The 13,569-nt window shown below is 71.7% G+C and carries 11 protein-coding genes and 1 pseudogene; 8 read left to right on the top strand and 4 right to left on the bottom strand.

Going from position 1 to position 13,569, the window contains the following annotated elements:
* The first annotated feature begins 53 nt into the window (after window positions 1-53).
* Window positions 54-1,160, top strand: coding sequence for a sugar ABC transporter substrate-binding protein (locus A6A25_RS24815; protein WP_073893757.1), 1,107 nt, complete (start codon window positions 54-56; stop codon window positions 1,158-1,160).
* 45 nt (window positions 1,161-1,205) lie between these two features.
* Here the strand turns inward: A6A25_RS24815 and A6A25_RS24810 are convergent, their stop codons facing one another.
* Entirely contained in the window at window positions 1,206-2,204 is a 999-nt protein-coding gene (locus A6A25_RS24810; RefSeq protein ID WP_073893754.1) for a hypothetical protein, read from the bottom strand.
* Window positions 2,205-2,448: 244 nt separating this feature from the next.
* Between A6A25_RS24810 and A6A25_RS24805 the strand changes: the two genes are divergently transcribed.
* The 5 genes from A6A25_RS24805 (at window position 2,449) to A6A25_RS24785 (ending at window position 6,788) form a co-directional block, all read left to right on the top strand.
* Entirely contained in the window at window positions 2,449-3,402 is a 954-nt protein-coding gene (locus A6A25_RS24805) for an AraC family transcriptional regulator (RefSeq protein ID WP_143193373.1), read from the top strand.
* Window positions 3,403-3,458: 56 nt separating this feature from the next.
* A complete protein-coding gene (locus A6A25_RS24800; RefSeq protein ID WP_073893751.1) occupies window positions 3,459-4,499 on the top strand; it encodes a histidinol-phosphate transaminase in 1,041 nt (346 codons plus the stop codon).
* Window positions 4,500-4,527: 28 nt separating this feature from the next.
* A complete protein-coding gene (locus tag A6A25_RS24795) occupies window positions 4,528-5,463 on the top strand; it encodes an SDR family oxidoreductase (protein ID WP_073893748.1) in 936 nt (311 codons plus the stop codon).
* 35 nt (window positions 5,464-5,498) lie between these two features.
* Entirely contained in the window at window positions 5,499-6,002 is a 504-nt protein-coding gene (locus A6A25_RS24790) for an ester cyclase (protein WP_083668638.1), read from the top strand.
* Window positions 6,003-6,077: 75 nt separating this feature from the next.
* Entirely contained in the window at window positions 6,078-6,788 is a 711-nt protein-coding gene (locus A6A25_RS24785) for a hypothetical protein (RefSeq protein ID WP_073893745.1), read from the top strand.
* A 157-nt stretch (window positions 6,789-6,945) separates the two neighbouring features.
* Here A6A25_RS24785 and A6A25_RS24780 read toward each other — a convergent pair whose 3' ends face one another.
* The 3 genes from A6A25_RS24780 to A6A25_RS24770 all read right to left on the bottom strand — a co-directional run bounded on the left by A6A25_RS24780 (window position 6,946) and on the right by A6A25_RS24770 (window position 10,746).
* On the bottom strand, window positions 6,946-8,739 hold the full coding sequence (locus tag A6A25_RS24780) for a thiamine pyrophosphate-binding protein (protein WP_073893742.1): 1,794 nt from the start codon (window positions 8,737-8,739) through the stop codon (window positions 6,946-6,948).
* 9 nt (window positions 8,740-8,748) lie between these two features.
* Window positions 8,749-9,747, bottom strand: coding sequence for a 3-oxoacyl-ACP synthase III family protein (locus A6A25_RS24775; protein ID WP_198932852.1), 999 nt, complete (start codon window positions 9,745-9,747; stop codon window positions 8,749-8,751).
* 297 nt (window positions 9,748-10,044) lie between these two features.
* On the bottom strand, window positions 10,045-10,746 hold the full coding sequence (locus tag A6A25_RS24770) for a MerR family transcriptional regulator (protein WP_073893867.1): 702 nt from the start codon (window positions 10,744-10,746) through the stop codon (window positions 10,045-10,047).
* 113 nt (window positions 10,747-10,859) lie between these two features.
* On the opposite strand from A6A25_RS24770, the gene A6A25_RS24765 reads away from it, so the two are divergent.
* Both A6A25_RS24765 and A6A25_RS24760 read left to right on the top strand, forming a co-directional pair.
* Window positions 10,860-12,077 carry an erythromycin esterase family protein gene (locus A6A25_RS24765; protein ID WP_073893864.1) on the top strand — a complete coding sequence of 406 codons (1,218 nt, stop codon included), beginning with the start codon at window positions 10,860-10,862 and terminating at the stop codon, window positions 12,075-12,077.
* Window positions 12,078-12,114: 37 nt separating this feature from the next.
* A pseudogene (locus tag A6A25_RS24760) lies at window positions 12,115-13,569 on the top strand (hypothetical protein); the annotation flags it as partial.

Raw genomic sequence — 13,569 nt, 5'->3', positions numbered from 1 at the left:
CAAGGAATGGGATTTCGTCCATTCCGCTTTCGCCGCCACATCAGGGAGCTTTCATGCTCATTCGGAGAGCGCTCTCCGGACTGTTCGTCGTGCTGGTCGCCGCAGCGTGCGGTGACCACCCGGGAGGGGACGTCCGCACCACCGCCGCGCCCAGGCCCGTCGTCGGCGTCATCCTGCCCGACGACGAGCCGTCCTCCCGCTGGACCGAGCAGGACAGCCCCAAGCTGGCCCAGGCCCTGCGCTTCGCCGGGGTGGAGCCGCTGATCCAGGACGCCGACAACGACGAGGCCACGTTCGCGCGCATCGCCGACGACATGATCGACCGACGGGTGGACGTACTGATGACCACTCCCCTGAGCCCGGAGGGCGGTGCCGCCGTCGAGGCGAAGGCCGAGGCCGCCGGCATCCCGGTCGTCAACTACGACCGGCTGAGCCTGGGCGGCCACGCCGACTACCTCGTCACGTTCGACAACATCGACGTCGGCGAGCTGCAGGCCGAAGGTCTGCTCGACTGCCTCGGTGACGTCCCGGGCGCCCGGATCATCGAGCTCCAGGGCTCACCGACGGACAACAACGCGACCCTGTTCCGGGACGGCCAGCGCCGCCGGCTCGGTCCGCTGTACGACGACGGCACGTTGACGTTGGTGGAGAGCCACGCGGTCGCCGGGTGGGCCGTCGAGGAGGCGAAGGCGGCGTTCACCCGCATCCTCGACGCGCACGGCGGCCGGGTCGACGGCGTGGTCGCCGCCAACGACGGCTTGGCGGGCGCGGCGATCGACGTGCTCCGGTCCAGGGGCCTGGCCGGTGGACGGGTTCCGGTCACCGGCCAGGACGCCACCCTCGACGGCCTGCGCGCGATCCTGCGCGGCGACCAGTGCATGACCGTGTTCAAGCCGATCCGCGACCAAGCCGAAGCCGCCGCGCGCCTCGCCGCCGCCCTGGCCAAGGGTGACGTCAGCGGCGCGGACGACCTGGCCACCGGCAACACCCACGACGTCGCGTCGGGCCGGGACGTCAAGTCGGTGCTGCTGGGCGCCGACCTGATCACCCGCGACGACGTGCGCCGGCTCGTCACGTCGGAGAACGCGATCAAGGCGAAGGACCTGTGCACCGACGACATCGCGCCGGTGTGCGGCGAGGTGGGCATCCTGGTCAACTGACCACCGGGTCGGCCGGGCGGCGGCGCGGAACGTGGGTTGGGACGGTCAGCCGAGGTGGACGACCGTGACCTTGGTCCCGTCGGTCACGGCGAACCGCGAGCCGGCCTCGTCCACCGCGATCCGCGCCGGTCCGGAGAACGATTCGCCCGGCACGATGGAGCTCGCCGCGGTGCCCGTCGGCAGGTCCGGCCATTCCGCGAGGAGCTCACCGGTCGATCCGTCGAACAAACGGGGGTGTTCGTACAGCGCGAGGAAGTCGCCGCCGATCGGAACGAGATCACCCGCCGTCCGGTCGAGCCGCCTGCGCCAGGTGAACGTCTCGGTCGCGGTCGACCACCGGGCCACCGTGTTCGGCTCGAGTTCTTCGGGGCTTTGCGGATCGTACTCCTCCGGTGACGTGTTCAGCACGACGTCGTCACCGATGAAACACGCGCCGCTGACCTCCGCACCCACCTCACGGGGCATGTCGAACGTGCCGTGCCACGAGTCGAGCGTGGTGGCGTCGGCGAGTGCCCGGTGCAGGTCGTAGACCGCCACGCAGTCCCACGGGTGCCACACCCAGCCCGCGCTGAGCAGGTAGCGGCCACTGCGCGACACGGCGAGGCGGGAGTGGAAGACGTCGGTGGTGTCGCGGTCCGCCGCCGTGAGCCGCTCGCCGGTCGCCGCGACCTCGATCTCCAGCCGGTTGTACTCCTCGGGGCAGTGGGCCAGACCGGTGCGGCCGTCCGGCAGCGTGAACAGCGCGAGCGGGTACCGGTAGGACTGCGCCTGGTAGTAGCTGCGGTTCAGCTCGCGGATCAGCTCGCCGTCCGGGGTGAAGAGCAGGGCCTTCGTGCCGGTGCTCGCCATCAGGGCGATGACGTCGCCGCGTGGCGAGATGGTGGCGGCGTCGAACTGCGCGCCGTAGGGCCCGAAGCGCTGGGACGGCGGTGACCCGTCGAAGGAGACGGACCGCCGGCCCGCGGCGACGTCGAACAGCCGCCCGCCGATCCAGACCAGCGCCCTGGCTTCGACGACGACCTGCTCTCGGTGGATCTCACGCACGACACCAGTGTGCGGACCGGCGCCAGCGATTTTCGGTCCTCCGGTGGGCGACCGGTCGATCATCGGACGTTTCCAAGCCCGACAATTTCACTCGAATTGATGAACGAGCCCTTTCTTTCGCGAGATGAAGTCATGTTTCAGAAAATGGACGATAATCGACGGTCCTGTAGACTTACCACCGGGGGCTACGGGGGTGCGGCGGGATCGCACCGCCCGTAGGTGGTTTTGCACCGGGGGGATGACCATGAACGGTGACAGTGATCTGATCAGCGAACTGCTCAGACCGGTCCGACTCACCGGGGTGTTCCAGAGCAGCTGGCAGGCCCGCGCGCCCTGGGCCGTCACGGGGGGCACGTCCGAGCAGTGCGCGGTCCTGCACTACGTGTGCGAGGGATCGTGCTGGATCACCTCGCGGGACCGCGATGTCGACCCGATCCGGTTGTCCGCGGGCGACGTGGCGATGTTCCTGCCCAGCGCGCCGCACCAACTGTCGGACGAACCGGGCCGCCAAGCAGTACCGCTGCAGGGCGTGTTGCCCTCCCGGGACGCGGGCACCTCGCACACCGTCGAACTGGGCGGCACGGGGCCGGTGACCCGCATGCTGTGCGCCGGGCTGCACTTCGACCCGCAGCCGTCGTCCGCGCTGTACCAGGTGCTGCCCTGGGTGCTGGTGCTCGACGCCGCGCGGGTGGACCGCGAGCCGCTGCTGCGGCAGACGCTGGAGCTGCTCGCCGGCCCCGGCCAGGAGCACGCGCCGGGCGCCGAGCTGGTCACGCTGCGGGCGTTCGAGCTGGCGCTGGTGCTGACCCTGCGCCCGATGCTGCGCGAGCTGTCCGAATCCCCGCACGCGCTCAAGGCCGTGCGCCACCCCGGTATCAGCCGCGCCCTGGTGATCATCTACACCCGGTACCAGGAGCCGTGGACCATCGACACGCTGGCCCGTGAGGCGGGCATGTCGCGGTCGGCGTTCACGTCGGTGTTCGGCGACCTGGTGGGCGAGGGACCGGCCCGGCACCTGGCGGGCAGGCGGATGGCGGAGGCGGCGCGGCTGCTCACCGAGACCCGCATCCCGCAGAACGCCATCGCCGAGCGCGTCGGCTACCAGAGCGCGGTCGGCTTCCACCTGGCGTTCCGCCGCTGGCTGGGCATCACGCCGGGCGCGTACCGGCAGAACGCGTGGGCCGTGGCGGGATCTTAAGCGACCCGCGCCGGAGCTTTAATGATCCGCGCGACGCGGCCGTGGATCGTGGCCGTGTGCACACCAGAACCGACCTGGCGTCGGACGCGCCCGCGACGACGGCCCGGCTGGCCGGCAACGAGATGCCGTTCGGGCCGCTGCCCGGCGTGGTCGAGGCCATCGCCGGTGCGGCGGCCGAGGCCCACCGGTACCCGGACCTGGCCTCGGTCGAGCTGCGCGAGGCGCTGGCCCGGCGGTGCGGCGTCACGGCGGACCGGGTGGTGACGGGGTGCGGTTCGGCGGCACTGTTCGCGCACCTGGTGGCGTCGGTGGGCGGCGAGGTCGTCCACTCGTGGCGTTCGTTCGAGGCGTACCCGATGCTCGTCGCGGCCTCGGGCGGGACGAGCGTGCCGGTGCCGGTCACGCCGGAGCACCGGCACGACCTGCCCGCGATGGCGGCCGCCGTCGGCCCGCGCACCCGCCTGGTCGTGGTGTGCAACCCGGACAACCCGACCGGCACCACGTGCGGCCGGGCCGAGCTGGACCGGTTCGTCGCCGGGGTGCCGTCGGACGTCCTGGTCGTCATCGACGAGGCGTACCGCGAGTTCGTCACCGACCTCGACGTGCCCGACGCGCTCGCCGCCTACGGCGACCGGCCCAACGTGGTGGTGCTGCGCACCCTGTCCAAGGCGTGGGGCCTGGCCGGGCTGCGCCTGGGCTACCTGATCGCGCACCCGGAGGTCGCGGCGGCGGTCGGCGAGGTCGTCATCCCGTTCTCCACCAACGCGGTCGCGCAGGCCGCCGGGCTGGCCGCGCTCGACGCCGAGGTCGAGATGGCCCGCCGGGTCGCGGTCGTCGTCGCCGAACGGGAGCGCGTCGCCGACGAGCTGGCCGACCTGGTGCCCGACGTGCCGCCGAGCCAGGGCAACTTCCTGTGGCTGCCGCTGGGCGAGGCCGCCGAGCACGTCGGCCGCGCGTGCGCGCGTGAAGGCGTGCTGGTGCGCGCGTACGCCGGGGAGGGCGTGCGGATGACCATCGGCACCCCGGCCCAGAACAACCGCTTCCTGGTGGTCCTCCGGCACGCGCTGCGCACCGGTCGTCGACCTCTTCCAGCTTGAACCGTGTAGTGAGAAAGGGCAGATCAGCGTGACGCAGAACGACGCGCGCAAGTTCCTCGTGTTCGGTGCCACCGGTTTCCAGGGCGGTGCGATCGCGCGGCGGCTGCTGGCGGAGGGCCGTCCGGTGCGGGGTTTCTCGCGGACCGCGGGCGGCTCACCGGCGAGCCCGCCGCCGGTCGAAGGGCTGGAGCACGTCTTCGGCGACCTGGGTGACCGCGACGCCGTCAAGCGGGCCTTCGAGGGCGTCACCCACGCGGCGGTGGTGCTGCCGCAGGTGTACGACCACGACACCGTGCTGGCGCACGCCACCAACGTCGCCGAGGCGGCCCGCGAGGCCGGGGTGACCAGGCTGGTGTTCAACGGCAACACCCGCATCCCGGCCACCAGGACGACGTTCTCCGGGTTCGAGACCCGGCGCGCCGCCGAAGCCGTGCTCGCCGAGTCGGGCGTGCCGACGGTGTTCGTCCGGCCGCCGATCTACCTGGACAACCTGTTCAGCCCGTTCAGCGGGCCCGCGCTGGTGCGTGACGGCGTGCTGGCCTTCCCGCTCCCGCCGCACGTCCGCGTGGCGTGGCTGCCGCACGTCGACCTGGCCAACGCCACCGCGGCGGCGCTGACCACCGCGGCCGACGTGGCGGGCCGGGTGTTCGACCTGGGCGGCAAGGAAGTCGTCACCGGTCCCGAACTCTCCGAGGCGTTCGGCGCGGCGTTCGGCCGGCCGGTTCAGTACGTGCCGCTGGAGCCCGCGCAGTTCGAGGGCGGGTTGGCGCAGGTGTTCGGGCCGGAGACGGCGGCGGGCATCGCCGGCACCTACAAGTGGGCCGCCACCGAGGAGGGCGCCGACTCGCTGGTCGGCGACCCGCAGGGGCTCGAACGGGCGCTCGGGGTGTCGCTCACCCCGCTCGCCGAGTGGATTTCCGCGCAGCCGTGGCACATCTGGGCGGAGGCCCCGACACGGACCTGAGCGCGGTCACCAGGGGGAAGGGATCAACGAGAACCATGAGGATCTTCAAGGGGGTGCTGGCGGCGGTGGTGGCGGGTGTCCTCGTCACCACCGCGGCGCCGGCGGCGACCGCGGACACCGCACCCGCGGCGGTCGACCAGCACGTGCCCGGCGCGGTGGCGATCGGCGTGTTCTACGCGGCGTTCAACACCGGGCGCGACGAGTTGATGTACTTGGCGGTCACCGAGGACTGGGTGGACGACCCGGCCTGGCCCGGTCTCGGCACCGGGTACGAGGCGGCCCGCCAGGTGGTTCGCCAGGTGCGCACCGTCTTCCCGGACCTGCGCACCGACATCCTCGACTACCACGTCGAGGGTGACCGGGTGACGTTGTCCGTGCGGCACTCCGGGACGCACTCGGCCGAGTTCGCGGGCGTGCCCGCGACGTACCGGTACGTGTCGTTCGGGGCGGTGGAGACGCACCGGATCCGCGACGACCGGATCGCCTACACGTGGCACTGGGAAGACATCGACGAGTTCTTGGAACAGGTCCGGGGATAACGAACACGCACGCGGGTCGGCACACCGGTGGTACCGGTGCGCCGGCCCGCGTCACCACAGGGTGCGGAGGAATGCATGACGGCAACGCTGTTCACCGGCGGCTCGCGACGGGCCGACGACTCCGGTGACCTGAAGAACTTCCTGCTCGACAGCTCGGACCTGCCGAAGATCGACGGCCTGGTGCGCAGCGAGACGGTGAGCCAGGAGGAGTGCCACCGGCTCATGGTCGAGGGGACCAAGGAGACCTACAGCCACGAGGAGATCTTCGGGCAGTACTGCTCGCTCGGCGAGTACATCGACGTGCCGTACGACGTCGTGTTCGAGTACGCGGCGAACGTGCACTCCATGGAGGAGTGGACGTTCAGCGTGCGCGACCTGCGGCACGTCGGCGGCGGTCTCTACCGCGGCACCGAGGCGATCCAGCCCAACACGGAGATCTTCATCCGGGCCGACGTGATGAAGGGGCCCGAGCACGGGCTGGTGTTCTACCCGTGCGCCTGGGACCAGGGGCACGACCTGTGGATGCGGTACTACTTCACGTTCATCGACGCCCGCAAGACCCTGGGCAAGCCGGGGACGGTGGTGCTGTGGACCAACTGCAAGCACCCGTACTACGACCGGTCGGTGACGAACGTGCCGGACTACATCGCCGAGGGCCGCGACCGCACCGACCGCTACTGGGTCGGTGACATCTGGCCGAACTTCGATGCGATCCACAAGATCGAGATCGGCAACCTGAAGCGCATCCTGGAGCACCGCTTCACCTCGGGCCACAGCCCCGGCTGACCCCCGCTGTTCGCAGGGGCGACACCGAACCGCTCCCCGGGAGTCGGACTGGAACCCAGTTCCGACTCCCGGGGAGCGGTCTTGTGCGCATCGGAAGGCTTGTGCACACCGGAAGGGCAGCGCACCGGCCGAGCCCGGCGCGCTGCCCCCGATCCGGCTAGGAGGCCGCGCCTGCCCACTCGGTAGTGGTCGCCTCGTCCGCGGGCAGGAACGGCGTGAACGGCGGCACCTCCTCGGCCGGGAGCCGCAGTTCCAGCAGACCGGGACGGTCCCCGTGCCGCTCGTGGTAGTCGACCAACCGCTCGCGCAGCTCGGCCAGGGTGCCGGCGGAGCCGACCCACAGCCGGTCCGGCTCGCCGAGGCCGCGGGCGACCGCCGCGATGTCGACCGGCGTGTAGCTCACGCACTCGATCCGGCCGTCGAAGAACGTCTGCTGCCGCGTCACGCACATGCCGTGCATCCCGTTGTTGAAGATCACGTACAGCGCGGGCAGGCCGAGGTCGACCGCGGTGTGCACCTCCAGCCCGTTCATCAGGAACGCGCCATCGCCGCAGAACACCATCGTCCGGGCACCCTCGGGCGAGCCGAGCTGCGCGCCCACCGCCGCGCCGAGGCTGTAGCCCATGCCGCCCGCGCCGAGCGCGATCGTCGACGACGTGCCCGGCGGCACGTCGCTGAGGTGGATGACCGCCGACGCGCAGTTGCCCGCGTCCAGCACGATGTGCCCGTTGGTCGGCAGCCACGCGGACAGCGCGGTGATCGCCTCGCTCTGGGTCAGGTCGTCGCCGTCGTCACGCGGGTGCGGCGTGCGGTCGACCGGATCGGCCGGGCGCGGCACGAACCGGCTCAGCTCGTAGCGCGGGAACGGGCTCTTCGCGAACGGCTCTGCGGCCAGGTGCTCCAGCAGCAGCCGGGCCACCGCACCGACGTCACCGGCCACCACGATTCCGGGGTCCACCGCGCGCCGAGGGTCGTCCGGGTCGATGTTGACCACCGCCACCCGCGCCGGGTCGAGCGCTCCCAACGGGCCGCGGGTCATCACGTTCAGCCCCGCGCCCGCCACCACGACCAGGTCGGCGTCACCGATGACGGCGTGCGCCGACGGGTGGCCGGTGACGCCGACGACGCCGAGGAACAGCGGGTCGTCGTTGGGGAACTCGGCGCGCGCGGACATGGTCGTGGCGACCGGGACACCGGCCCGCCGGGCGAAGTCGACCACCGCCGCGCCGTCCGGGCTGCGCCGCACGCCGTGCCCGAGGACCAGCACGGGCTTGCTCGCCGCACGCACGGCGTCGAACAGCCGCCGCACCGCCGCCGGGTCCGGCGGCGCGGTGACGACCACGTCGGCCAGGTCCTCGGGCCAGTCCGCCGGGCGCGGCCCCACCGGCTGCTCGTAGACGTCACGCGGCAGCAGCAGCGCGACCGGTCCGGGCCGGCCGGACAGCGCGGTGTCCACCGCGTCGCGCAGCTGCTCCCAGAACCGCGCCGGATCGACCTTGACGGTCTTCTTGGTGATCGCCGCCAGCATCGCCCGCGCGTCCACCGCCCGGCCGATGCCCGAGCCGTCCTGGAACGCGCCGCGCCCCTCCAGCGCGGCCGGCGGTTGGCCGACCAGGGCCAGCACCGGCACCGACTCGGCATAGGACTCGGCGAGCCCCACGGCGAGGTTCATCATGCCGCCGCCGGACGTGGCGCAGCAGACGCCGAGGGTGCGGTGCACCCGGGCCCGGCCGTCGGCCATGAACGCGGCGCCGTCCTCGCGACGGGCCATGACCGAGGTCAGCCTGCCGTCGCCGAGCCGGTGCACGGCGTCGTGGACGTGCTCGACGTTGGCCCCGCTGACGCCGAAGACGTACCGCACGTCCCAGTCGCGCAGTGCACCCACCAGTGCGTCGGCCAGCGTCAAGGTCAACCGGTCGTCGTCCTTCATGTTCTCCCCCATGGTTGTCATGTCCCCCGGTCAGCCGCCCTGCCGGTAGCGCGAGTGCGTGCCCGACCAGCGCAGCGCCATCGCGCTCACCAGGTCCCCACCGTTGGCGAACGTGCCGAGCGCCAGCACGTCACCGGGCTTCACCAGGCCCTCGTCCAGCGCGTCGGCCACGGTGACCGGGATCGAGCCGGCGAACAGGTTGCCGTACTTGGCGAGCGTGTCGTGGGCGCGCGGTTCCCCTATCCCGGTGCGCTCACGCCATTCCCGCAGGTAGGACTCGTTCGGTTGGTGGGTGATCAGCAACGCCACCTCGTCGGTGGTCAGCCCGGCCTGCGACAGGGCCTCGGCGACCGCGTCGGGGACCAGCGACATCGCGTTGTCGCGGATGCGCTCCAGCCGGTCCTTGGTGAAGTTGACCGTGATCGGCCCGCAGCCGCGTTCCCAGTAGTTCTTGAAAACGCCCTCGACGACGTCGGGTTCGAAGCGCAGCAGCCCGTAGTTCTCGCCGTGCGAGACCTCGTACGCGGCCAGCACGCTGCGCTCGCCCGGTGCCACCAGGGTCGCCGTGGCGCCGTCGCCGAGGACCCAGGAACGCCGGGACTTCTGGAACTCGGGCAACCGCGAGACGAAGTTGGTCACGGTGAGCACCACGACGTTGCGGTGGATGCCGGACTCGATGAACGCGCGCGCGGTCTGCAGGCCCGACAGCCAGGAGCAGCAGCTCGTGTCCACCTGCAGCACGGCCGCCTTCGTCGCACCGACCGCCGACTGCACGGCCGGGCCGATCCCCGGCCAGAACGTGTCGTTGAACATGCAGTGGTAAATGATGAGGTCGATGTCCTCGGCCGCGACCCCCGTGCGGTCGAACAACTTGCGACACGCCTCGGCGCCGAGTTCGGCCGAGGTGAAGTCGGGCGAGGCGAACCGCCTTTCGGCCACGCCTCGGAAGAATGAATTCCCACTTAGTTCGTCATCCGAACCGGCGGCGTCGGCGTTCACCACCACGCGGTCCGGCATGACGTTGACCACGTCAACTACCTGCGCATCAGGCACTACGATCCCCCCAGGGAAATTCCTGAAAACTTAACACGTTCGCCGGGCAGCGGTCATCGCTGCGGTCGATGCTCTGGCACGGTCCACGCCCCCATCAATCGAGTGTGTGACAGGTCACAGCACCGGAGGGGATTACTGGATGTTTGTTAAACGGAACGGACGAACATTTAACGCCGACCCTGATCACGGTTGACCGGCCGCCGAACGGCAACCTTCCCACCGCCGCCGATCCCCTGTCCATTCCGCATCGATCGATTCAGGCGCACGGAGGTATCAGGGCTTCGCCCGGTCGAGCAGGGACAGGTAGGCGTCGAGCCGGGCCGCACCGGCGAGCAGGGTGCGGCCGCGCGTGGTCAGCCGGTCCTGCCAGGAGTCGAGGAAGGCGCTCAACGCGTCCGCGCCGCCCGCCTCGCGCAGCGCGTCGAGGAACCGCGCGACCTGGTGCAGCCGGTAGCCGCCGTGGCGCAACTGGCGGGCGATCTCGGCGTCACGCACGACGTCCGGCCCGTACTCGCGGTAACCCGTCGCCCGGTCGCGCCCGGGGCGCAGGACGCCGGCGGCCTCCCAGGTGCGCAGCGTCGCCGGGTGCACGCCGAGCCGACGTGCGAGTTCGCCCACGGTCAGCGGCCGTCCCCGGAGCCGGTCCGGGGTCGCGGTGGACAGGGCGCCGAGGGCCGCCGCGACCTCGGTCCGGGTGTCGCGTTCGGCGACCAGGGCGACGTGGGCGACGTCGATGAGCCGGTAGGCGGACTCGGTGTCGCCCCGGTTGATCGCCCGCATGATCTCCACCGCCCGCTGGTGCCCGTGCCCCGCGCGCAACGCCAGGAAGGCGCGCAGGGCCTGCGCGTGCAGGGTCGTGTAGCGCCGATAACCGGTCTCGCCGCGTTCGCTCGGCGGGAGGATCCCGGCGGCGTCGTAGTTGCGGATCGCCTGGGCGGACAACCCGTGCTCCCGGGCGAGGTCGATGGGGCGCAGGGTGCACCTCCGATTGAGGCTTGAGCGCGAAAAGACCAGGTGAAGTCGTGGAAGTTTCACTCGAACCTTCAACGATACGGTCAAGTGCAGTGTTCGCCTGGAAGGGGTTGTCCATGTCCACTGCCGCCGCACCGCGTGCCCTCGGCCGCCCACTCGACCACCCGGCCGACCTGGGCCGTACCCTCGACGAGCTGCTCGCCACGCGGTCCGAGCCGCCGACCGTGTTCGCCCTCGGCGAGCCCACGCACGGGATCGAGGCGTTCCCGTTGCTGCGCAACGACGTCCTCGGCCACCTGGTCGAACGCGGGTACCGGTCGGTCGTGCTGGAGACCGACGTGTTCGCCGCGTCCGCGGTGGACGACTACGTGGCGGGCGCGCCGGCGGAGATCGACACCGTGCTCGCCACCGGGTTCAGCCACGGGTTCGGCGCCGTGCCGGGCAACCGCGAACTGGTCGAGTGGCTCCGCGAGCACAACGCCAAGCGCGCACCGTCGGACCGGGTTCGCTTCTACGGCTGCGACGCGCCGGTGGAGTACTCCGGTGCGCCGAGCCCACGACGTGCGCTGACCTCGGTCGTCGACTACCTGCCCCCGGCGCTGCGGCCGTCGTCGGCCGGTGCCCTCGACGTGCTGCTCGGCGAGGACGCGGACTGGACGACCGAGGCGGCCATGTACGACCCGGCGGCGTCCGTCGGCGACTCCGACCGTGCCCGTGCTCTGCGCGTCGTCGCCGACGACCTCGCGAGCGCGCTGCGCCGTGCGGAACCCGCCCTGCGTCCCGCCGATCCGACCGGGTACGACCACGCCGTCACGCACGCGCGCACCGCTCTGGGTCTGCTGCGCTACCACGCGGCCATGGCCAGTCCCGCGCCTGATCGCATGGCGGCCCTGATGAGCGTGCGCGCCGAGATGATGGCCGACAACGTGCTCGCGATCGTGGCGCGGGAACGGCGACGTGGGCCGAGCCTGGTGTTCCTGCACAACGCGCACCTCCAGCCCGCGCGCTCGCACGTGTCGGATGATCACGGCGAGGTGAGCTGGGCCAGCGCCGGTGCGCTCGTCGCGCTGACCCTCGGCGAGCGGTACCTGTTCGTGGCCACCGACGCGAACCCTGAGAGCGTCGCGGGGACGCTGCAGCGCGTGTTGGCCGAGGCGACCACCCGACGTGCCCTGTTCCCGGCACTGGCCCTGCGCGCCGCGCTACCGCCGTCGATCCGCGCTGGAGAACCGATCGTGCCCGGTCACATCCCGCTCACCCCGGCGGACCTGGAGGGCGCCGACGCGGTCGTCTTCGTCGCCGACACCGACGGGAAGCGGCACCGGTACTGGTAGCCGCTCTCGCCGCGGCGGCAGCGGCCCGCGTGGGAGGATGGCGGACCAGTGCGGCGAGCCGGTCAACGCCTTGGGGTCGCAGGAGGTAGTTCGCCGGATGGTGAACGAGTTCTCGGGTACCGCGCACGGTCCTGTCGTGCAGGCCGGGCACATCGACCACCTCGAGGTGCACTACCGGCCGCCCGCCACCCACCTGAGGCAGCTGCCGCCCGTGGTCGAGCTGGTCGGCCGCGGCACCGAGCTCGCGGAACTGCGTTCGCTGGCCGACACCGCACCGGCCGCGATCGGTGTCGGCGGGCCGCGGTGGGTCGGCAAGAGCGCGCTGGCCGTCGCGTTCGCGCACGAGATCGCGGACCGCTACCCGGACGGTCAACTCTACCTGGACCTCAGGGGCAACCGGCACAACCCCGTGTCGCAGGAGGAAGCGCTGCGGTGGGCGTTGCGCTCGTCGGGACTGGCCGCGGAGGACATCCCGGACGATCCGTCACACCTCGCGTCCGCCTACCGCAGCGCGCTCGCCGACCGGCGGGTGCTCGTCGTGCTCGACAACGTCGTGGACGAGACCACGGTCGACGTGTTCACCACGCCCGCCGGTCTGGTGCTGGCCACCGGCCGTGGTGCGCCGCTGTTCCCGCGCGGTGTCGCCAAGCTGCACGTGCGCCCGCTCGACCTGCCGGACGCGATCGCCCTGCTGCGCCGTGAGGCGGACTCCGACGTCCACTGGCACGGGGACGATGCCGAGCGGCTCGCCCGGCTGTGCGGCGGCCTGCCACTGCCGCTGATCGCCGTGGCCGATCACCTCCGCCGCACCGCGTACTCACCGCGAGGGCTCGCGGGCCTCGTGGAGGACGGCCGCGTACCGCTGTCGTCGTTGTCCGCCAACGGGATGTCGCTGGGTGACTCGCTGGCGGTGTCCTACCGCCGGTTGCCGGAACGAGCGCGGCAGGCGTTCCGCAGGCTCGGCGTCTTCCCCGGTGCGACGGTCAACGACCGGGCCGTCCAAGCCGTCACCGGTGACCGGGACCCCGACGGCGTCAAGCGGGCGATGATCGCCGAGGGCCTGCTGGTCGAGCACTGGCGCGGCGGCACCACCGAACTGCCCGCGCCGTTCCGGTCGACGGCGCGGGAGTGGCTCACCGATGCCGACGGCCCGGCCGATCAGGTCCTCGACCGGGTCCTGGACCACTACGCCGACGCCGCCGAGTCGGCCCTGGCGGCGTGGCTGGGCGAGCACCCGCCGGGCACCGACGTACGGGTGTCCGAGGTGGTCCGGCGGACCAGTCGCGGATTCTTCCTCGGTGAAGCGGAGAACCTGCGGTCCCTGCTGGAGAGCGCGGCGACCCGCCGCGTGGACGCCGCCGTCGGCTTGGCCCTGCCGCTGCTGGCTTACTTGACCAGGGAAGAGCGGGACGACGACCTGCAGGCCGTGCACGAACTGCTCTTAGCTTGCCGTTTAAGCTGTTCGGCGGGGTTTGGTGCCCTTCTTGTGGTG

Origin of the sequence: Saccharothrix sp. CB00851 (assembly GCF_001905065.1) — a bacterium.
In the GTDB taxonomy this organism is placed as follows: Bacteria; Actinomycetota; Actinomycetes; order Mycobacteriales; family Pseudonocardiaceae; genus Actinosynnema.
The sequence above is the reverse complement of the archived record's forward strand: the minus strand, read 5'-3'. Positions and strand labels throughout refer to the sequence as shown.

Bases quoted from the DNA above. Each gene is read 5' to 3' on its own strand.
- A6A25_RS24790 (WP_083668638.1), top strand. From the start codon at position 5,499: ATGAGGATCTTCAAGGGGGTGCTGGCGGCGGTGGTGGCGGGTGTCCTC.
- A6A25_RS24785 (WP_073893745.1), top strand. From the start codon at position 6,078: ATGACGGCAACGCTGTTCACCGGCGGCTCGCGACGGGCCGACGACTCC.
- A6A25_RS24805 (WP_143193373.1), top strand. From the start codon at position 2,449: ATGAACGGTGACAGTGATCTGATCAGCGAACTGCTCAGACCGGTCCGA.
- A6A25_RS24765 (WP_073893864.1), top strand. From the start codon at position 10,860: ATGTCCACTGCCGCCGCACCGCGTGCCCTCGGCCGCCCACTCGACCAC.
- A6A25_RS24815 (WP_073893757.1), top strand. From the start codon at position 54: ATGCTCATTCGGAGAGCGCTCTCCGGACTGTTCGTCGTGCTGGTCGCC.
- A6A25_RS24780 (WP_073893742.1), bottom strand. From the start codon at position 8,739: ATGACAACCATGGGGGAGAACATGAAGGACGACGACCGGTTGACCTTG.